The organism is Janthinobacterium sp. GW460-12-1-14-LB5 (assembly GCF_059423585.1).
In genome coordinates, this window is record NZ_JBWKYD010000014.1 from 66,221 (window position 1) to 83,903 (window position 17,683).

General features: G+C 65.7%; 18 protein-coding genes. 13 read left to right on the forward strand and 5 right to left on the reverse strand.

Annotated elements, in window-relative coordinates; all coding sequences use genetic code 11:
• Positions 1 to 37 precede the first annotated feature (37 nt).
• From AC07X6_RS15895 to AC07X6_RS15930, 8 genes are all read left to right on the forward strand, one after another.
• Positions 38 to 436: an MAPEG family protein gene (locus tag AC07X6_RS15895; protein ID WP_494791597.1), complete on the forward strand. Its 399-nt coding sequence runs from the start codon at positions 38 to 40 to the stop codon at positions 434 to 436.
• Positions 437 to 542: 106 nt separating this feature from the next.
• On the forward strand, positions 543 to 2,222 hold the full coding sequence (locus tag AC07X6_RS15900) for a RecQ family ATP-dependent DNA helicase (protein WP_494791598.1): 1,680 nt from the start codon (positions 543 to 545) through the stop codon (positions 2,220 to 2,222).
• Positions 2,223 to 2,310: 88 nt separating this feature from the next.
• The gene (locus AC07X6_RS15905) at positions 2,311 to 3,351 is read left to right on the forward strand and encodes a ligase-associated DNA damage response exonuclease (RefSeq protein WP_494791599.1); all 1,041 of its coding nucleotides are present in this window, start codon (positions 2,311 to 2,313) and stop codon (positions 3,349 to 3,351) included.
• Positions 3,344 to 4,975: an ATP-dependent DNA ligase gene (locus AC07X6_RS15910; RefSeq protein ID WP_494791600.1), complete on the forward strand. Its 1,632-nt coding sequence runs from the start codon at positions 3,344 to 3,346 to the stop codon at positions 4,973 to 4,975. The genes AC07X6_RS15905 and AC07X6_RS15910 overlap by 8 nt, the downstream gene beginning before the upstream one ends.
• A gap of 7 nt (positions 4,976 to 4,982) precedes the next feature.
• Positions 4,983 to 7,448, forward strand: coding sequence for a ligase-associated DNA damage response DEXH box helicase (locus AC07X6_RS15915; protein ID WP_494791601.1), 2,466 nt, complete (start codon positions 4,983 to 4,985; stop codon positions 7,446 to 7,448).
• Positions 7,445 to 8,119: a ligase-associated DNA damage response endonuclease PdeM gene (gene pdeM / locus AC07X6_RS15920; RefSeq protein WP_494791602.1), complete on the forward strand. Its 675-nt coding sequence runs from the start codon at positions 7,445 to 7,447 to the stop codon at positions 8,117 to 8,119. Before AC07X6_RS15915 ends, pdeM begins: the two co-directional genes overlap by 4 nt.
• A 194-nt stretch (positions 8,120 to 8,313) precedes the next feature.
• Positions 8,314 to 8,718, forward strand: a complete 405-nt coding sequence (locus AC07X6_RS15925; protein ID WP_494791603.1) for a KGG domain-containing protein — start codon at positions 8,314 to 8,316, stop codon at positions 8,716 to 8,718.
• 168 nt (positions 8,719 to 8,886) lie between these two features.
• The gene (locus AC07X6_RS15930) at positions 8,887 to 9,153 is read left to right on the forward strand and encodes a hypothetical protein (RefSeq protein ID WP_230541120.1); all 267 of its coding nucleotides are present in this window, start codon (positions 8,887 to 8,889) and stop codon (positions 9,151 to 9,153) included.
• A gap of 100 nt (positions 9,154 to 9,253) precedes the next feature.
• Here AC07X6_RS15930 and AC07X6_RS15935 read toward each other — a convergent pair whose 3' ends face one another.
• Entirely contained in the window at positions 9,254 to 9,751 is a 498-nt protein-coding gene (locus AC07X6_RS15935) for a pyridoxamine 5'-phosphate oxidase family protein (protein WP_494791604.1), read from the reverse strand.
• A 262-nt stretch (positions 9,752 to 10,013) separates the two neighbouring features.
• Here AC07X6_RS15935 and AC07X6_RS15940 point away from each other — a divergent pair, with 262 nt between their 5' ends.
• The 5 genes from AC07X6_RS15940 to AC07X6_RS15960 are packed head-to-tail and all read left to right on the forward strand — an operon-like array spanning position 10,014 to position 14,496.
• Positions 10,014 to 10,667: a PepSY-associated TM helix domain-containing protein gene (locus AC07X6_RS15940; RefSeq protein ID WP_230541118.1), complete on the forward strand. Its 654-nt coding sequence runs from the start codon at positions 10,014 to 10,016 to the stop codon at positions 10,665 to 10,667.
• Between the two features lie 32 nt (positions 10,668 to 10,699).
• Positions 10,700 to 11,215 (forward strand): DUF2271 domain-containing protein, encoded by a 516-nt coding sequence (locus AC07X6_RS15945; RefSeq protein ID WP_034783417.1) that lies wholly within the window; start codon positions 10,700 to 10,702, stop codon positions 11,213 to 11,215.
• A 12-nt stretch (positions 11,216 to 11,227) separates the two neighbouring features.
• Entirely contained in the window at positions 11,228 to 12,052 is an 825-nt protein-coding gene (locus AC07X6_RS15950) for a DUF4198 domain-containing protein (protein ID WP_494791605.1), read from the forward strand.
• 26 nt (positions 12,053 to 12,078) lie between these two features.
• Positions 12,079 to 13,119, forward strand: coding sequence for an FAD:protein FMN transferase (locus tag AC07X6_RS15955; protein ID WP_494791606.1), 1,041 nt, complete (start codon positions 12,079 to 12,081; stop codon positions 13,117 to 13,119).
• A 12-nt stretch (positions 13,120 to 13,131) separates the two neighbouring features.
• A complete protein-coding gene (locus AC07X6_RS15960; RefSeq protein ID WP_494791607.1) occupies positions 13,132 to 14,496 on the forward strand; it encodes a sulfite reductase subunit alpha in 1,365 nt (454 codons plus the stop codon).
• 59 nt (positions 14,497 to 14,555) lie between these two features.
• Here AC07X6_RS15960 and AC07X6_RS15965 read toward each other — a convergent pair whose 3' ends face one another.
• The 4 genes from AC07X6_RS15965 to AC07X6_RS15980 form a co-directional block, all read right to left on the reverse strand.
• Positions 14,556 to 15,785: a DUF2325 domain-containing protein gene (locus AC07X6_RS15965; protein ID WP_494791608.1), complete on the reverse strand. Its 1,230-nt coding sequence runs from the start codon at positions 15,783 to 15,785 to the stop codon at positions 14,556 to 14,558.
• A gap of 39 nt (positions 15,786 to 15,824) precedes the next feature.
• Positions 15,825 to 16,151, reverse strand: a complete 327-nt coding sequence (locus AC07X6_RS15970; protein ID WP_230541113.1) for a hypothetical protein — start codon at positions 16,149 to 16,151, stop codon at positions 15,825 to 15,827.
• Between the two features lie 85 nt (positions 16,152 to 16,236).
• Positions 16,237 to 16,434, reverse strand: coding sequence for a hemin uptake protein HemP (hemP, locus tag AC07X6_RS15975; protein WP_034750559.1), 198 nt, complete (start codon positions 16,432 to 16,434; stop codon positions 16,237 to 16,239).
• A 261-nt stretch (positions 16,435 to 16,695) separates the two neighbouring features.
• Positions 16,696 to 17,502 (reverse strand): Crp/Fnr family transcriptional regulator, encoded by an 807-nt coding sequence (locus AC07X6_RS15980; protein ID WP_230541239.1) that lies wholly within the window; start codon positions 17,500 to 17,502, stop codon positions 16,696 to 16,698.
• Positions 17,503 to 17,683: the final 181 nt, after the last annotated feature.

The following is a 17,683-nucleotide window of genomic DNA, read 5'->3' on the forward strand; positions in this document are numbered from 1 at the left end:
GGCCTGCCCGTCCCACCCACCACCCGCAGAGGTAAAGATGACTCCTGAACTGACCATGCTCGCCTGCAGCCTCGTGCTGGCGCTGGTGCAAATCCTGCTGCCCGCGCTGTTCCGCACGCGCGAAACGGGCACGGCGTATAACGTGAGCGCGCGCGACGGCGAAGGCCCGCCCGTGGGCAAGATCACGGGCCGTTTGCAGCGGGCCCAGGCGAACCTGTTCGAAACCCTGCCCCTGTTCGCCGCCGCCGTGCTGATCGCCCACGTGACGGCGCAGGAAAGCGCGCTCACGCTCTATGGCGCGGCCCTGTACCTGGCCGCGCGCGTGCTGTATCTGCCCCTGTACGCGTTCGGCGTGCCCGTCGTGCGCACGCTCGTCTGGTGCGTGTCGATCGCCGGTCTGCTGATGCTGTTCTGGGCCATCCTGTTCGCTTCTTGAATTCCTACGCCAGCTGTGGCGCCCGTCCTATGGCGGTGCGCCAGGCCCGGCCGTAAAGTGGCGGCAAGCTGGCAACTGGCGCCGGCATGTCAGGGACCGGACCACGATGGCGACTACTATTTCTGCAGTGCAAGCTCCGGGCCGCGCCCGCCAGCGCAAGATCCAGCGCCTGCTGCGCTCGGTATTCGGCATCGCGCGCCTGCGCGCGGGCCAGCAGGACGTCATCGACAGCGTGCTGGCCGGGCGCGACACCCTGGCCATCATGCCCACCGGCAGCGGCAAGTCGCTGTGCTACCAACTGCCCGCCGCCCTGTTGCCCTGTGCGACTTTGGTCGTATCGCCGCTCATTTCGCTGATGAAAGACCAGCTGGAAAAGCTGCACGCACTGGGCATCACGGCCGTGCAGCTCAACAGCAGCCTGTCGCGCGCCGAGGAAGACGACGCCATCGCCCGCATCGCCCAGGGCGGCCGGCTCATCATCTTTTGCACGCCGGAACGCCTCACCAATGCCGCCTTCCTGTCCCTGCTGGCCGGCGCGCCGCCCAGCCTGGCCGTCATCGATGAAGCCCATTGCATTTCCCAGTGGGGCCACGACTTCCGTCCTGCCTACCTGGACATCGCGGCCGCCCTGCGCGCGCTGGGCCGCCCGCCCGTGCTGGCGCTGACGGCCACGGCCACCGGGGAAGTGGTGGCCGATATCGATGCGCAGCTGGAAGCGCGCAAGCTGAACGTCATCAATACAGGCATCTACCGCGCCAATTTGCGCTACCGCGTGATCCAGGTCACGAATGCCGCAGAAAAACAGGATGCAGTCCTGCGCCTGCTGCGCGAGACGCCAGGCACGGGCATCGTGTATGCGGCCACGGTAAAAGCCGTCGAGGAGCTGGCGGCGCGGCTGGAGGAACTGGGCGAGAGCGTCACCCGCTACCACGGCCAGCTGGCGGCACGCGAGCGCAAGCACAACCAGGACTTGTTCATGGGCGGCGAGCGCCGCATCATGGTGGCCACCAACGCCTTTGGCATGGGCATCGACAAATCCGACACGCGTTTCGTCATCCATTTGCAGGTGCCGGCCAACCTGGAAGCGTACTACCAGGAATCGGGCCGGGCGGGGCGCGACGGCTTGCCCGCCGACTGCACCTTGCTGTACTTCCAGGAAGACAAGCGGGTCCAGCAATTCTTTCTGGCCAAGCATTACCCGACGGCGGAAGAACTGGCCGCCATCATTGCGGCAGCGCAAGACTTGCCGGCCACGTTTGCTTTCGCTGCGCTGGCGTCCAGCCTGCCCGAGTTTTCCGACGGCCATTTGAAGGTATGCCTGAAACTGTTGAAAGACGGCAAGCTGCTGCGCCAGGACCGCAAGCTGGGCTACAGCCTGAGAACGCCCTCGGCCAGCTCGCCCGCGTATGCGCAGCTGGCGCAGATCTACGTCGACAAGCAGGAGCGCGACAAGCAGGCGCTCGAACAGATGGTGGCGTATGCGCAAAGCGGTCTGTGCCGCTGGAAGCTGCTGCTCGATTACTTTGGCGATGCCGGCGCTTTCGAGCGCTGCTGCACCTGCGACAATTGCCAGTCGCCGCCCGCGCTGGCCATGCCCATCACCCTGGACGAGCTGCCGCCATCACCCGCCGAGCCGCCGGCGCCGCAGATCGCCGTCGGCAGCCGCGTGCGCGTGCCACGCTACCAGATCGGCACCGTGCTGTCGGTGGCGGGCGACCAGGTCACGATTGCCTTTCCGGAAAACACCACGCGCACCTTCATGGCCGAGTTTGTCGCACCGGCGTGAATCCAGTGTGCGCTGTCTGACAGATGATCTGGCGCAAGAGCGCTAGAATCAGCCCATTCCAAGGCGGTTTTTTCGTAGGGAGCTGGGCATGGCGGACATGGTGGTGGTGCGCAAGGAGGGCTTGTACTGTGTGCCGGGTCAGTTCTACATCGACCCGTGGCGCCCCGTCGAGCGCGCCATCATCACGCATGCGCACGCCGACCATGCGCGGGTCGGGCACCGGCATTACCTGTGCGCCGCGCCCGGCGAGCAAGTGCTGCGCGCGCGCCTGGGCGCCGTGTCCATCCAGGGCCTCGCGTATGGCGACACCATCGAACACCACGGCGTGCAAGTGTCGCTGCATCCGGCCGGCCACGTGCTCGGTTCGGCCCAGGTGCGCATGGCGCACGGCGGGCAAGTATGGGTGGCGTCCGGCGACTACAAGCTGCAGCCCGACCCCACCTGCGCGCCATTCGACCCCGTGCGCTGCGATACCTTCATCACGGAATCGACCTTCGGCTTGCCCATCTACCGCTGGCAGGCGCCGCAGGAAATATACGACGACATCAACCAGTGGTGGCGCGGCAATGCGGCCGAGGGGCGCACCAGCGTGCTGTTCTGCTATGCCTTCGGCAAGGCGCAACGCATCCTGGCGGGCCTGGACGCCAGCATCGGTTCCATTATCTGCCATGGCGCGGCGCAGGCATTGACGCAGGTCTACCGCGAGTCGGGCGTGGCCTTGCCCGCCACCGTTATGGTGGACCAGGTGACGGACAAGGCCGCCCTGAGGACGGCACTGGTGATCGCGCCCCCGTCGGCTGCCGGCTCGCCGTGGATGAAGCGTTTCGGCGACTACAGCGATGCGTTCGCCAGCGGCTGGATGCTGCTGCGCGGCGCGCGACGTCGGCGCGGCGTGGACCGGGGTTTTGTCCTGTCCGACCACGCCGACTGGCCCGGCCTGATGCAGGCGATCAAGGCCACGCAGGCCGGACGCATCATCGTCACCCACGGTTCGATCCCCGTGATGGTGCGCTGGCTGCGGCAGAACGGCTGGCAGGCGGGCGGTTTCGAGACGGAATATGGCGACGACGAGGCCGATGACGGTGCGCCCGGTGCATCCGCGGCGGCGGAGGACGTCAGCCATGCGTGAATTTGCCCGGCTGTACGGGGAGCTCGACGAGACGACCTCCACCAGCCGCAAGCTGGCGGCGCTGCAAGCCTATTTTCGCGGCGCTTCGCCCGAGAATGCGGCCTGGGCCGTGTATTTCCTGGCCGGCGGCAAGCCGCGCCAGGCCGTGCCCACCAGATTGCTGCGCGAATATGCGACGGAACGGGCGGGCCTCGACGCCTGGCTGTTCGACGAGGCTTATCACGCCGTGGGCGACCTGGCGGAAACCATCGCCCTGATCCTGCCCGCGCCGGGCAAGCGCAGCGACATCGGCCTGGCCGAATGGGTCGAGCAGCGCATCGCACCGTTGCGCGGCGCGGCGCCGGACGCCATCCGCACGGCCTTGCTGGCGTACTGGGACGAATTGGAAACGCGCGAACGGTTTCTGTTGATCAAGCTGATCGGCGGCGGCTTTCGCGTGGGCGTCTCAAAACTGCTGGTGACGCGGGCGCTGGCATCCATCGCCGCCGTCGACAGCAAGCTGATCGCCCAGCGCCTGATGGGCTGGACCGATGGCAAGGTCAGCCCCACGGGCGCGGGATTTTTGAAACTGATCGCCGCGCAGTCGGAGGGCGAACATGCGCTGCGCGGCGGCCAGCCGTATCCCTTCTTCCTCGCGCATCCCCTGCAGGCGGCGCCGGAAACCCTGGGCGAGCTCGCCGGCTGGCTGGTCGAATGGAAATACGACGGCATGCGCGCCCAGCTGCTGCGCCGCGACGGCGTGAACTGGCTGTGGTCGCGGGGCGAGGAATTGATCACAGAGCGCTTTCCCGAACTGGCGCAGCTGGCCTTGCCCGAGGGCACCGTGCTCGATGGCGAAATCCTCGTCTGGCATCCGGGTGGCGTGCCGGCGCCATTTGCCGATTTGCAACAACGGATGGGCCGCAAAACGGTCTCGTCCAAACTGCTGGCCGAGCTGCCCGCCGTGCTGGTGGCTTACGACGTGCTGGAACTCGATGGCGTGGACGTGCGCCAGTTGCCCCAGCTGGAGCGCCGCGCGCTGCTCGAAAGCGTGGTGGCGCAGGTGGATGCGCCCGCGCTGCGGCTGTCGCCGTCCATCGCCGCCGATAGCTGGGACGCCCTGGCCGCCATCCGCGACGAATCGCGGGCGCGCGGCGTGGAAGGCTTGATGCTGAAAGCCGTGTCGGCCGCATATGGCGTGGGCCGCACGAAAGACATGGGCACCTGGTGGAAATGGAAGATCGCCCCGTATGCCGTCGACGCCGTGCTGATCTACGCCCAGACGGGCCATGGCCGGCGCGCCTCGCTGTACACGGATTACACGTTCGCCGTGTGGGATGAGGAAGGTGGCGAGGAGCGCAAGCTGGTGCCGTTCGCCAAGGCGTATTCGGGCTTGACGGATGCGGAGATCGCGCAAGTCGACGCGGCCATCCGCAAGACGACGATAGAAAAATTCGGCCCCGTGCGCAGCGTCAAGCCCACGATGGTGTTCGAGATCGGTTTCGAAGGCATCGCCGCTTCCAGCCGCCACAAGGCGGGCATCGCCGTGCGCTTTCCCCGCATCCTGCGCCGGCGTGCAGACAAGACAGTCGCCGACGCGGATACGCTGGCCACCCTGAAGGCCATGCTGGCCCAGACTACATGAGCAAGCGATGAGCAAGAGCGCGCTGGCGCAGCGCATCGGCGCCTGGTTCACGGAACGCGGCTGGACGGTGTTTCCCTTCCAGCGCGCCGTCTGGCGCAGCGCCGCACAGGGACAATCGGGCCTGCTGCATGCGAGTACGGGTTCCGGCAAGACGTATGCCGTCTGGTTCGGCGCCTTGCTGCGCGCCGAGCGCCTGGCGCGCAAGAGCCGCAAGCAGGGCTTGCGCGTGCTGTGGATCACGCCCATGCGGGCGCTGGCGGCCGACACCGTGCGCGCGCTGCAGGCGTCCGGCGAAACGCTGGCGCCCGGCTGGCGCATCGAGGCGCGCACGGGAGACACCAGCGCCGCCCAGCGGGCGCGGCAGGCGAAGTCCTGGCCCGAGGTGCTCGTCACGACGCCGGAAAGCCTGTCCCTGATGCTGAGCCAGGCGGATGCGCAGGAACGCTTCGCTCTGCTGGAAACGGTGATCGTCGACGAGTGGCACGAATTGATGGGCAGCAAGCGCGGCGTGCAGGTGCAGCTGGCGCTGGCCCGTTTGCGCCGCTGGCAGGAAAACCTGATGACGTGGGGCCTGTCGGCCACCCTGGGCAATCTGCGGCAGGCGCAGGATGTCTTGCTGGGAGAACCAAACGATGGCGTGCTGGTGGAAGGTAAAGTCAGGAAGCGCATCCTCGTCGACAGTTTGATCCCCGTCAACCCCACGCGCTTTCCCTGGGGCGGGCATTTGGGCATCCAGATGCTGCAAGCGCTGATCGCCGAAATCGAAGGCAGCGCCACCACCCTGGTGTTTACGAATACGCGGTCGCAGGCCGAGCTGTGGTATCAGCACTTGCTCGATGCGCGGCCCGACTGGGCCGGCCTGATCGCCCTGCACCACGGTTCGCTGGACCGTGAAGTGCGCGAGTGGGTCGAGCAGCACCTGAAGACGGGCGAACTGAAAGCCGTCGTGTGCACGTCCAGCCTGGACCTGGGCGTCGATTTCCTGCCCGTCGAACGGGTGCTGCAGGTGGGCAGCGCGAAAGGCATCGCGCGTCTGGTGCAGCGGGCCGGGCGCAGCGGCCACGCGCCGGGGCGCATTTCGCGCGTCACCCTGGTGCCCACCAACAGCCTGGAATTGCTGGAAGCGGCCGCCGCCCGCGCCGCCCTGGCGCAGGGCCATCTGGAAGCACGCCCCGTGCCGGACAAGCCGCTCGACGTGCTGGTGCAGCACCTGGTGACGATCGCCCTGGGCGGCGGCTTCGAGTCGCCCGCGCTGTACCAGGAGGTGCGCGCGGCCTGGTCGTATCGCCAGCTGACGCCGGACGAGTGGCAATGGGCGCTCGATTTCGTCGCGCGCGGCGGGCAAAGCCTCACGGTGTACCCGGAATACCGCAGAGTGCTGCCCGACGATGCCGGCATCTACCGCGTGCCGGACGTGGCGCTGGCGCGGCGCCACCGCATGAGCATCGGCACCATCGTCTCGGAAGCGGCGATCCAGGTCAAGTTCCTCGGCGGGGGACGCATCGGCAGCATCGAGGAATCGTTTATCGCGCGCCTGAAGCAGGGCGATCATTTTCTGTTTGGCGGGCGCATCCTGGAATTCGTGCGCGTGCACGAGATGACGGCCTATGTGCGGCGCGCCACGGGCAGCCGCGGCGCCGTGCCGCGCTGGCAGGGCGGCAAGATGCCGCTGTCGTCGGAACTGGCGCACGCCGTGCTGGACCAGCTGCAGCTGGCGCAGGAGGGGAAAGCCAGCGGGCCGGAAATGCGTGCGCTGGCGCCGCTGCTGGCCATCCAGCAGGCATGGTCCAGCCTGCCCACGCGCACCGGCTTGCTGGTGGAAACCTTGTCCAGCCGCGAAGGCCGGCACCTGTTCGTGTATCCATTCGCGGGCCGCTCCGTGCATCTGGGCCTGGCGTCCCTGCTGGCCTACCGCATCGCCCGCGTGCAGCCGGCCACCTTGTCGATTGCCGTCAACGACTACGGCTTTGAATTGCTGGGCGCGGACGATATCGCGTTTGCGCCGCTGTTCGGCGCTGCGACGGGCGCGGGGGTGGCCCTGTTCGGCACGGACAATTTGCTGGAAGACGTGCTGGCCAGCCTGAACGCGACGGAACTGTCGCAGCGGCGCTTCCGCGAAATCGCCCGCATCGCGGGCCTCGTCTTCCAGGGCTATCCGGGCCAGCCGAAAAGCGCGCGCCAGCTGCAGGCGTCGTCTTCGCTGTTTTTCGAGGTGTTCCGCAAGCACGATGCGGCCAATTTGCTGCTCACGCAGGCGCAGCGCGAAGTGCTGGAGCAGGAACTGGAACTGACCCGGCTGCGCGCCACTTTGCGCGAGTTGCATGAACGCAATATTTCCCTGCAGCCGTTGGAGCGCGCCTCGCCGTTTGCCTTCGGCCTGATGGTCGAGCGCTTCCGCGAACAGCTGACGACGGAAAAGCTGTCGGACCGGGTGGCGCGGCTGGTCAGCGCGCTGGAAAAGGCGGCCGCATGAACGGCCCGCAGCAAGCGCACTGCGTGGTGGAGCTGGCCGGCGAAAGCGTCTGGCTGCTGGCGCACAAGGCCGTCTACTGGCAGGCGCGCAGGATGCTGATCATTGCCGACATCCATTTCGGCAAGGCGGCCGCGTTTCGCGCGCTGGGCGTGCCCGTGCCGCGCGGCACCACCACGCAAAACCTGCTGGCGCTCGATGCCTTGCTGGCCAGCTACGTTTGCGAGGAAATCGTCTTCCTCGGCGACTTTCTGCACGCGCGCGCCGCCCATGCGGCCGCCACCGTGGCGGCCATGCAGGCCTGGCGCGCGCGCCATCCCGACGTGCGCCTGACGGTGGTGCGCGGCAACCACGACGCGCATGCGGGCGATCCGGCCGCCGCGCTGGGCATCCGCATGGTCGATGAACCGCACAGCGTGGGCAAGCTGTCATTCTGCCATCACCCGGACACCGTGGCGCCCGGCTATGTGCTGGCCGGCCACGTGCATCCCGTGTTTCACTTGCGCGCAGAGCGGGGCGGCCTGCGCCTGCCGTGTTTCCTGCTGGGCCGCGAGCGTGCCATTTTGCCATCGTTTGGCACCTTTACGGGCGGCCATGCGGTGCGGCCAAGCGCCGGCGAGCGCGTCTACGTGACGGCCGACGCGGCGATTTTCCCGCTGCCCGCTAACTGCTGAGTGTCTGGTACTTTTGGTGGAAAACTGAAAGTAACTGCGCCACCACGGGCGGGACTCATCCTACATGCGCTCTTGCCATCCTCCTATTTCTAGCGCCCCATGCGCGCACTAAGATGACGGTTCCCTTGCCATGCGAGGGGGAAGAATTGCATGGTTTGCACTGTTTTCTGATTCCATCGATCAAGGAGATCATCATGGCCACATCGAGCGACAATAAACAGCAAGGTAGTCAAGGTAGTCAAGGTAGTAAAACCAGTAGCAGCAGTGGCGGCAGCGGCGGCAGCAAGCAAAGCGATACCAGCAAACGGGGCTTCGCTTCCATGGACCCGGCCCAGCAGCGCGAAATCGCCAGCGAAGGGGGGCGCGCCGCGCATGAAAAAGGCACGGCCCATGAATTTACGTCGGAAGAGGCACGCCGTGCGGGCAGCCAAAGCCACAAGAACGATGCCAACCGGCAAAGCGCCGCCAGCTCCAGCGGCTCGCGCGACAATGCCAGCGTGAACCAGGAAGGCAACCGCGACAGTGGTAACAAGCAAAGCGGCGGTGCAGGTTCAGGGTCAGGCTCGGGCTCGGGCTCGTCCGGCTCGCGCAACAAGTAAGCGCCAGCAAGGCCGGTCTGGCCGGCGGGAATCCCCGTATTTCCGCCGGCCAGTTGCCGCGCTTGTCGGCGGCAAAATTTTGATGCATTGCAGCAGCCATGGACTATGATGAAATAGCTGCGCTGGCAATGATCTCGCAGTCAATTCGCATCGATGATCAGGGAGAACATGATGGGCAATTCGAATACGCCGCAACCGGGCAATCGCCAGGGCGGCACGCCGTCCACGGCGGGCAACAAGCAAAGCACGGCCGACTCGGCCGAAAACTTCGTGCTGGTCGATAGCGAGCAAGGCCTCGATATCGGCGACGATCTGTTCTCCATCGGCGAAGTGCGGCGCGCCGACCGCTTGCCCCATCACCAGTCCGCTTCCACCGGGCAAAGCCGGCAGAGCGCCGACGATGCCCCCGACACGACGGGCAGTACGGGCGTCTGAGTTTTTATTCTTGATTATCTGATAATCCCCGCAGGGTCAGCCGCCAGACGTGTTCGCGCACGTCGGCGGCTTGTTGGCGCGTCTACCTGGCTCGGCCTTGCTACAGGTCAATGCGGCCGTGTTCGCCCAGGTCTTTCGGCGGCTCTCCCGTGATGGCGGCCTTGGCCATCTCATAGAATTGCATCATCTTGCTGGCGCTGCTATCCCAGTATTCTGCCGACTGGATCGTCACCTTGATCAGCGACAGCTTCGGATCGTCGAGCCCGCCCGGGAACCAGGCTTTTACCAGCGGATTCCACAATTCCTCCGCCTTGGCACGGTCCTTCAGCAGCTGCGCGTGGCCGCAGACGGACACGTACAGGCTGTCGCCCGTGTCGACGAAGCTGACGTTGACTTGCGGATTGTTCGGCAAGTCGCGCGTATAGGCTGCCTCGTCCGAGACAAAGAACCAGATGTGCCCGTCGCTGTCGACCTGCTGCTGCGTCAACGGCCGGCTGGTGAGGGTGCGCATGTCGTCGCTGGTGGTCAGCATGCCGAATTTGACGTCCTTGATCCTGGCCGCGATGCTGGCCAGCTGTTCGCTGGAATACGCTTGCATGGGTGCTCCCTTGTTGGTTGTCCTGAACAACAGCATAGGCGGATGCTGCATGCGGCTCTGTACGGCAGCTTACGTAGCAGCGGTGCTTTGTTTCAAAGCTGTTACAAAACGCTGGCCCGGCGGCGTGCCCCATGTATTGACTTAATAAATGATAATCATTATCATTTGTTTGAAAATATCGGCATGCACTTTGATTGAAGGATGGGAATGAAGCACACTGACTTGTCGCGCCACCTGGCCCGCTCCTTGCCGGGAGCCCTCGATGGGTAATGCGGGCGCCGCCGACAAGGCCAGGAACAACGCCAGCCGCGCCGTCTGGTTGAAGAACTTGCATCAATGGCATTGGATCAGTTCGGCGCTTTGCCTGCTGGGCATGTTTCTGTTCGCCATTACCGGCATCACCCTGAACCACGCTGGCCAGATCGAAGCCAAGCCGTCGGTCACGCGCCAGCAGGCGACCTTGCCGGCCCCGTTGGTCACGCAACTGGCCGCGTATGCCGCGCAGCACGATGGCGCCAACGCGCCCATGCCGGCCGCTGCCGAAACATGGTTGAAAAAGCAATGGTCGCTTAATGCGGGCGGCCGTCCTGCCGAATGGAGCGTCGACGAAGTCTACCTGCCGTTGCCCAGGGCGGGTGGCGACGCCTGGGTGCGCATCGGCCTGGAAGACGGGGCCGCCGAATACGAATTGACGGACAGGGGCTGGGTATCCTGGCTCAATGACGTCCACAAGGGCCGCAACACGGGCGTGGCCTGGAGCTGGTTCATCGACATCTTTGCCGGCGCCTGCATCGTGTTTTGCCTGACGGGACTATTGATTTTGAAGTTTCACGCGGCCAACCGGCCTTTTACCTGGCCGATGGTTGGCCTCGGTATCTTGATACCCTGCGCGATCGCCTTGCTGTTTATCCACTGATCGTTTTTATTTTTCCTTTTTACAGGCACACCATGAAATTACGCTACTCCCTGGCGCTTGGCCTTCCCCTGATCGGTACGTCGGCGATGGCGGCCGACCTGGCCCTCAAGATTGAAATCCCGCAACTGAACGTGGCGGAATACCATCGTCCTTACGTGGCGGCATGGCTGGAAACGGCCGATCAAAAGGTCGTCGGCAACCTGACGGTGCTGTATGACGTGAAAAAGAAGGACAAGGCGGGCGAGAAATGGCTGAAGGACATGCGCCAATGGTGGCGCAAGAGCGGCCGCGACCTGGCCATGCCCGTCGACGGCGTCAGCGGCGCCACGCGCGCCCCCGGCGAACATACCTTGACTTTCCCCGGTGCCAAGGCCTTGCTCGACAAGCTGCCGGCCGGCGAATACCAGGTGGTGGTGGAAGCGGCGCGCGAAGCGGGCGGACGCGAACTGGTGCGCGTGCCGTTCCAGTGGCCGCTGAAATCGGCCCAGTCCGTGCCGGCCAAGGGCAAGGAAGAACTCGGCAATGTCGTCGTCCAACTCAAACCTTAAGGCGCCTCTACCATGTTGAAGCAACTGAATAAACCGCTGATCGCCCTGGCCCTGGCCGGCCTGGCCATGAACGCCCACGCCCACCGCGGCTGGATGGTGCCGTCGAGCACGATGGTGGAAAGCAAGGACGCCTGGGTCACGGTGGACGCCGCCGTCTCCGACGGCCTGTTCGAGATCGACCACCAGCCGCTGCGCCTGGACGCATTGCAAGTTATCGGTCCCGATGGCGCGAAAGTGACGCCGGCGAACACGGTGACGGGCCGCTTGCGCAGCGTCTTCGATGTGAAGATGGAAAAACCGGGCACGTATAAGGCTGCCATCGTGTCGCAGAACGTCATGGCCAGCTACAAGCAAAATGGCGAGCAGAAGCGTTTCCGTGGTAACGAGGAAACTTTCAAGAAGGATATGCCGGCCGATGCGCAAGACGTGAAAATCACGCGCACGGCAAGCCGTCTGGAAACCTTCTTCAGCAATGGCGAAACCAGCACGGAAGTATTCAAGCCGACGGGCGTGGGCCTGGAATTCGTGCCGGTGACGCACCCGAACGACTTGCGCGCGGGCGAAAAAGCCACGTGGCGTTTCCTGGTCGATGGCAAGCCGGCAGCGAATCAGGCCTTCAGCCTGGTGCCAGGCGGCGTGCGCTACCGTGGCGTGCTCGGTGAAATCCGCCAGAGCACGGATGCCAAGGGCGAAATCACGTTCACCGTGCCGGCCGCCGGCATGTATTACCTGAGCAGCACCTGGCCTGCGGCAGCCCCTGCCGTGGCCGGCCAGCCGCCAGCCATGCCCGAGCGCCGCATGACCTACGCGGCCACCGTGGAAGTGCTGCCGCAGTAAGCGGCGGCATCGTCACGAGAGCGCCGATGCGCCGGGTCCTGCTGCCGCAGCATATTTCCGATCAGGTCGCGCCGCCCGGCGCCGCGATCCGGGACTTGCGCGGCTTGACCATGGGCACCAGCTGGTCGGTGCGCCTGGTTGAATCCGCCATGCCGGGACGCGCCGGCAGCGCCGACCTGCAGCAGGGCTTGCAGCAGCAGCTGGACCTTGTTGTAGCGCAAATGAGTCACTGGAGCGACGAGTCCGACCTGGGCCGCTTCAACCGTGCCGAGCCCGGCAGCTGGCACAGCCTGCCCGCCGCGTTTTGCGAAGTGCTGGGCTTTGCCATGCACGTCTCGCAGGCGTCGGGCGGCGCGTACGACCCGTGCGCGGGCGCCCTCGTCAACCTGTGGGGCTTCGGCCCCCGCCAGCGCTACGATGAACCGGGTTTCCTGCCGCCGACCAACGAAACGGTGGCCTTGCTGCTGGCGCAGCGCCAGCGGCGCCGCCTGGAGCTGGACTTGCCGGCCCGCCGCGTCCGCCAGCCGGGCGGCTTGCAGCTCGATCTGTCCGCCATCGCCAAGGGCTATGGCGTGGATCGCCTGGCCCGCTACCTGGACGGCCAGGGCATCCATCATTACCTGGTCGAAGTGGGCGGCGAGCTGCGCGGCGCCGGCAGCAAACCCGACGGCCAGCCGTGGTGGGTCATGCTGGAACAGGTCGATGGCGCCGCCGATCGTGCCGAGAATGCGCAGCATCCGGCGGAAATGCTGCTGGCGCTGCACGGCTTGTCCGTGGCGACGTCGGGCGATTACCGGCGTTTCTTTCAGGATGGCACGGCGCGTTTCTCGCATACCATCGATCCGCGCAGCGGCATGCCGATCGCCAATCAACTCGCTTCCGTCACCGTCGTGCACGAGCAATGCATGGCGGCCGACGCCTGGTCGACGGCCTTGACCGTGCTCGGTGTCGAGGCCGGCATGGCGCTCGCCGAAGAGCAGGGTCTGGCCGCGCGCTTCCTGCAACGCGACGGCGCTGGCTTTCACGAAACGCTGAGCAGCCACATGCTGGCCATGCTTGACGAATGAACGATTAATTCCATGATTTTTACGCACGATACGACACGGCTGGCCTTGCTGGCCGCCCTGTCCCTCAGTTATGCGGGCGTGTGCCTGGCGCCCTGGCTGCGCGCGCGCGCCAAACGTCGCGCGTCGGACGCCGCCAGGGCGGCGCTGGCGAACAGTCCCGCCTGGCTGGTGGCGTATGCGAGCCAGACGGGCAATGCGGAAGAGCTGGCCACGCAAACGGCGCAGAGCCTGCAACTGGCCGGCATCCCCGTGCGCCTGTGCGCGCTGGCCGAACTCACGGCCCTTGATCTGCAACAAGCGGAACGGGCCCTGTTTTTGGTCAGCACCTATGGCGAAGGCGACGCGCCCGACAATGCGGCCGCCTTCATGGGCCGCCTGATGACGGGCGAGCTGGCGCTGCCGCAATTGCACTATGCCGTGCTGGCCCTGGGCGACCGCAGCTATGGCCAGTTCTGCGGCTTCGGCCGCGCGCTCGACGCCTGGCTGGCGGCACAGGGCGCCTCGCGCCTGTTCGAGCGTATCGAAGTCGACCGCAGCGCCAGTGCGGCCATCGAGCAATGGTTTCAGCACCTGAGCCACCTGGCCGGCACCAGCGATGCGCCCGACTGGAGCGCGCCCGCCTTTGGCGACTGGAAATTGATGCAGCGGCGCTTGCTCAACCCGGGCAGCGCGGGCGGCGCCATCTATCACGTGGAACTGGCGCCCGTGGCGGGGGCTTTGCCGGACTGGCAGTCGGGCGACCTGGTGCAGGTGGCGGCGCCGCTTGACCCTGCGCAACCGCGCGAATACTCGATCGCCTCGGTCCCGCGCGATGGCGGCGTGCACTTGCTGGTGCGCCAGCATGCGCATCCCGATGGCAGCCTGGGCCTGGCCTCGGGCTGGCTGACGGCGCAGGCGGCTGTCGGCGACGTGGTGCAGCTGCGCTTGCGCCAGCACAAACGCTTTCGCCTGGAAGACAATGCCCAGCGGCCATTGATTTTGATCGGCAACGGCAGCGGCATCGCCGGCTTGCGCGGCCACCTGAAAAGCCGCGTGCTGGCAGGGCAGCGGCGCAACTGGCTGATCTTTGGCGAGCGCAATGCCGCCCACGACTTCCATTACCGCGAAGAAATTGAAGGCTGGCACGCCAGTGGCGACCTGCCGCGCCTGGACCTGGCGTTTTCGCGCGACCAGGCAGAGCGCACCTACGTGCAGGACCGCCTGCGCGGCAATGCCGATGAAGTCAAATTGTGGCTGGAGCAGGGCGCCGCCATCTACATCTGCGGCAGCCTGGCGGGCATGGCGGGCGGCGTCGACCAGGCGCTGCAGGAAATGCTGGGCCGGCCCGCGCTCGATGCGCTGGCGGCCGAAGGGCGCTACCGGCGCGATGTGTATTGACCGGCTGCACATAAAAAAAGGACTGGCCGGGCCAGTCCTTTTTTATTGGGCAAGCCCGCTTACGGCTCGATGGCGTCCAGCGCGGCCGGCTCCATTTCCCCGCTCACTTCCTGCAAGCCGCGCGCCAGGCTGGAGATGCTGGGGTTGTCGATGAAGACGCAGCGCTTGCCCGTGCGCTTGCAATAATCCTTCACGCGCCAGTAGGCGCTGTGGCTGATGCAGCCCGTCTGGCAAATCACCAGGTCGGCCGCCGCCAGGCTCGAATCGAGCAGGTTGGCATTGTCTTCCAGGCCGCCGTCGTGGTGGGCGAACTGCGCGCCCACGCGCTCGATCAGGGCGCGGTAGGTGGCGACATTGCCGCTGCGCCCGCCCACGCACAAGACGCTTTGATCGACGAGGCGGATCGGCATTTTCAGCTTGCCGCCCGTCGGCACTTCCAGCTTGGCAGCCGGTGGCGGCACGGCGGCGGCCTGGCGCGGCTGGGCTTGTTTCAAGTCCGCAATTTGCTGGCGCAATTCCTTTTCGCGCTCATCCATCTGCGCCAGGCGTTCGACCAGGCGCGTGCGCGATTCCAGCGCGGGGACGGCGGCCTGCAATTGCGCCAGCTCAAGGCGCAAGCCGTCGATCAGGCTATCCTTGCCGATCGATTCGGCACGCGTGCGCAGCAGCAAGGCTTCCTGGCGTTCCAGTTCGCCCGTCTTTTCCATCAGCATGGCCTGGCTGCGCTGTTGTAGCTTGGCCAGTTCGTGCGCCAGGCGCGCATTTTCTTCCTGCAAGGCCGTAAATTTGCCCATGTCGGCGCGCACGCAGGCGCCGGCCTGGTGCTGGATCATGTGCAGGTCGCGGCACATCTGCTCTTCCAGTTCGGCGTCGCAGCGCGGGTGCGTCAGGCCGGCCCAGAAGGCGCCCGACACGTCGCCGTTGGCGACGGCCGCGCGCCACAGTTCGGCCACTTGTTGCGTGCTCTTGGCGCCGCGAAAGCGCAGGATCACGGGGGCGTAGCGGCGTTCGAGTTCCTTTTGCAGCGCTTCGGACAGGCGGTTGCGCGCGCCGCATTCCGTCACGGCGCCCACGTGCACTTCGTAGTCGTCGGCCAGCACGCGCCCGCCCGTCATCTTGCCCACCAGCTTGCGCAGGTAGCCCAATGGCAAGCCCACGCCCACCAGCGGGCAATGGCAGGTGTGCGACAGTTCCCACAGCCGGCGGCGGCGCGAAGCGAGCGCGGCCGTTTCCGTGCCGGCGTGGGCGCAATTGCTGATGACGGGCAGGGACTGGTCTTTGTCACACATGGCGATATCCTGTTGGGCGGTGGGAGTGTTGATGAGAAATTATTGCGGCAGGGGCGAGGCAGGGGGCCTGGCGCGCAGCAGGCGTGCCAGCCGCTCGAGCAGGGTGGCCTTCGGTGGCGCGGGGCGGTGCAGCGCCACCAGGGCGGCCCATTGCTGCGACAATTGCTGGCAGGTTGCTTGCAGCACGGGGCCCAGGCCGGGCGAGCTGGACAGCACTTGCAGATGGCGTTCGATGACACCGGCCAGTTTCTCGCAGGGACTGCCCGCATGGTAGTGCGACATCAGGTGCAGCACGGCCGACAACAGCAATTCAGGCTGCTGGCCTTGCGGGGAGGGAAACATCGGGGAAGGTCGGTCGTGCGCCATCAAACACTCCTGTACGGTGGTTTGGCTGGCTGCGCGCAAGGAGCGCGACTGGCTGGCGAGTGTGGTGACTGGCTGCCGTGCTGCTTCAGGCAGTCAGGATCAGCTTGTTCAATTGGGTGACGCGCAGGCGATAGATCTTGCCGCTGTGCTCAATCTCCACTTCGCGGCCCTGCTGCAGCAGCGCTTCGCTGGTGATGCGGCGTGCCGGCTGGGCCATGCTGACGGGCGGACGGACGTGGGCGGTAGCGGCATCCTGGATCAAGGCTGGTTTTGAGCTTTGCATGTTGGGCTTTCTTTATCTCAGTTGAGAATGATTCGTATTTGCATTATTGTTGAATGTGGCCCGAAAAGCAAGGCTTATTTGTGCCGGATGCTGGCTTTTTTTTGACTGCCGGGGAGGGGCGTGCCGTGTGCGGGGCGCGCGGTGGCGCCAGCGGGCTGCAGAAGGGGCGGACAGCAAAAAAGACCCGGCAAGGCGGTGCGCCTTGGCCGGGTCAAGCCTGTGCCAAGCTGGAAGGAATCGGTTGGCGTGAATCGGGTGGCGCTAAATCGTGGCCAGCAGTTGCGCCGAAGCGTCGGCGGCCGCTGCCGTATCGGCTTTCAGCTTGGCGGCGGCCAGCTGCTTGGCGCGCGAGCGCGAGGGCGGCAGGCGGCGCAGGGTTTTCAGGGCCTCCGGATCCTTGATGCCGATGGTGCGCTGATCGACCGAGATCAGGCCGATTTCATTGAAGGCGGACAAGGTGCGGCTCACTGTTTCCAGGGTCAGCCCCAGGTAGCTGCCGATTTCGTGGCGCGTCATGCGCAGGTTGAACAGCTTGCTCGAGTAGCCCATCTGCGCGAAGCGGTCGGCCAGCGAGACGAGGAAGCGCGCCACGCGGGCTTCGGCGCTGAGGGCGCCCAGCATGCCGATCATGGCTTGCTCGCGCACCAGTTCGCGGCTCATCACGCCATACATGACGTTTTCCAGTTCCAGGTGGACTCTGCCCAGGGCCGTGAGTTTCTTGAACGGCAGCAGGATCAGGTCGCAGTCGGACAGGGCCACCGCTTCCGAGGAGTAATGGCGCGAGTGGATGCCGTCGACGCCCAGCATGTCGCCTTTCATGGGGAAGCTGAGTACCTGCTCATTGCCGAATTCGTCGATGAGCACGGTTTTCAGGAAGCCTGAGTTGACGATGTACAGGGTGTCGAATGGTTGCCCGATGGTGTGCACGCGCTGGCCCGTCTTGAATTGCACGTGCTGGAACAGCAGTTCGTCGGCGGCGATGGTACAGGCGCTGGAGATATGCAGCAGGTCGCACACCTCCTTCAGGTTCGACCATAGCCGGCCCTGGCGCTGGCGCCCCGCTTCCATCGGAGTGGCAGGGGGCAGCGATGGAGCGGCAGCGCGGGTGTCAGGCGTTTGCGTGGACAGCATGTTCATCTCCTGGTGACAGGTAGTTCAGAGTTGAATGACGGGGTGCACAGGGCGGCGGGCGGGCAAGGGCCGGCGGCGCGCGTCCAGGCAGGTAATGCTCAATTCGCTGAAGACTTGC

Excerpts from the sequence above, each read along its gene's own strand:
- AC07X6_RS15950 (WP_494791605.1), top strand. The coding sequence starts at position 11,228 with ATGTTGAAGCAACTGAATAAACCGCTGATCGCCCTGGCCCTGGCCGGC.
- AC07X6_RS15940 (WP_230541118.1), top strand. The coding sequence starts at position 10,014 with ATGGGTAATGCGGGCGCCGCCGACAAGGCCAGGAACAACGCCAGCCGC.
- AC07X6_RS15895 (WP_494791597.1), top strand. The coding sequence starts at position 38 with ATGACTCCTGAACTGACCATGCTCGCCTGCAGCCTCGTGCTGGCGCTG.
- AC07X6_RS15900 (WP_494791598.1), top strand. The coding sequence starts at position 543 with ATGGCGACTACTATTTCTGCAGTGCAAGCTCCGGGCCGCGCCCGCCAG.
- AC07X6_RS15955 (WP_494791606.1), top strand. The coding sequence starts at position 12,079 with ATGCGCCGGGTCCTGCTGCCGCAGCATATTTCCGATCAGGTCGCGCCG.
- hemP (WP_034750559.1), bottom strand. The coding sequence starts at position 16,434 with ATGCAAAGCTCAAAACCAGCCTTGATCCAGGATGCCGCTACCGCCCAC.
- AC07X6_RS15965 (WP_494791608.1), bottom strand. The coding sequence starts at position 15,785 with ATGTGTGACAAAGACCAGTCCCTGCCCGTCATCAGCAATTGCGCCCAC.
- AC07X6_RS15945 (WP_034783417.1), top strand. The coding sequence starts at position 10,700 with ATGAAATTACGCTACTCCCTGGCGCTTGGCCTTCCCCTGATCGGTACG.
- pdeM (WP_494791602.1), top strand. The coding sequence starts at position 7,445 with ATGAACGGCCCGCAGCAAGCGCACTGCGTGGTGGAGCTGGCCGGCGAA.
- AC07X6_RS15910 (WP_494791600.1), top strand. The coding sequence starts at position 3,344 with ATGCGTGAATTTGCCCGGCTGTACGGGGAGCTCGACGAGACGACCTCC.
- AC07X6_RS15905 (WP_494791599.1), top strand. The coding sequence starts at position 2,311 with ATGGCGGACATGGTGGTGGTGCGCAAGGAGGGCTTGTACTGTGTGCCG.
- AC07X6_RS15930 (WP_230541120.1), top strand. The coding sequence starts at position 8,887 with ATGATGGGCAATTCGAATACGCCGCAACCGGGCAATCGCCAGGGCGGC.
- AC07X6_RS15935 (WP_494791604.1), bottom strand. The coding sequence starts at position 9,751 with ATGCAAGCGTATTCCAGCGAACAGCTGGCCAGCATCGCGGCCAGGATC.
- AC07X6_RS15960 (WP_494791607.1), top strand. The coding sequence starts at position 13,132 with ATGATTTTTACGCACGATACGACACGGCTGGCCTTGCTGGCCGCCCTG.
- AC07X6_RS15970 (WP_230541113.1), bottom strand. The coding sequence starts at position 16,151 with ATGGCGCACGACCGACCTTCCCCGATGTTTCCCTCCCCGCAAGGCCAG.
- AC07X6_RS15915 (WP_494791601.1), top strand. The coding sequence starts at position 4,983 with ATGAGCAAGAGCGCGCTGGCGCAGCGCATCGGCGCCTGGTTCACGGAA.
- AC07X6_RS15925 (WP_494791603.1), top strand. The coding sequence starts at position 8,314 with ATGGCCACATCGAGCGACAATAAACAGCAAGGTAGTCAAGGTAGTCAA.
- AC07X6_RS15980 (WP_230541239.1), bottom strand. The coding sequence starts at position 17,502 with ATGGAAGCGGGGCGCCAGCGCCAGGGCCGGCTATGGTCGAACCTGAAG.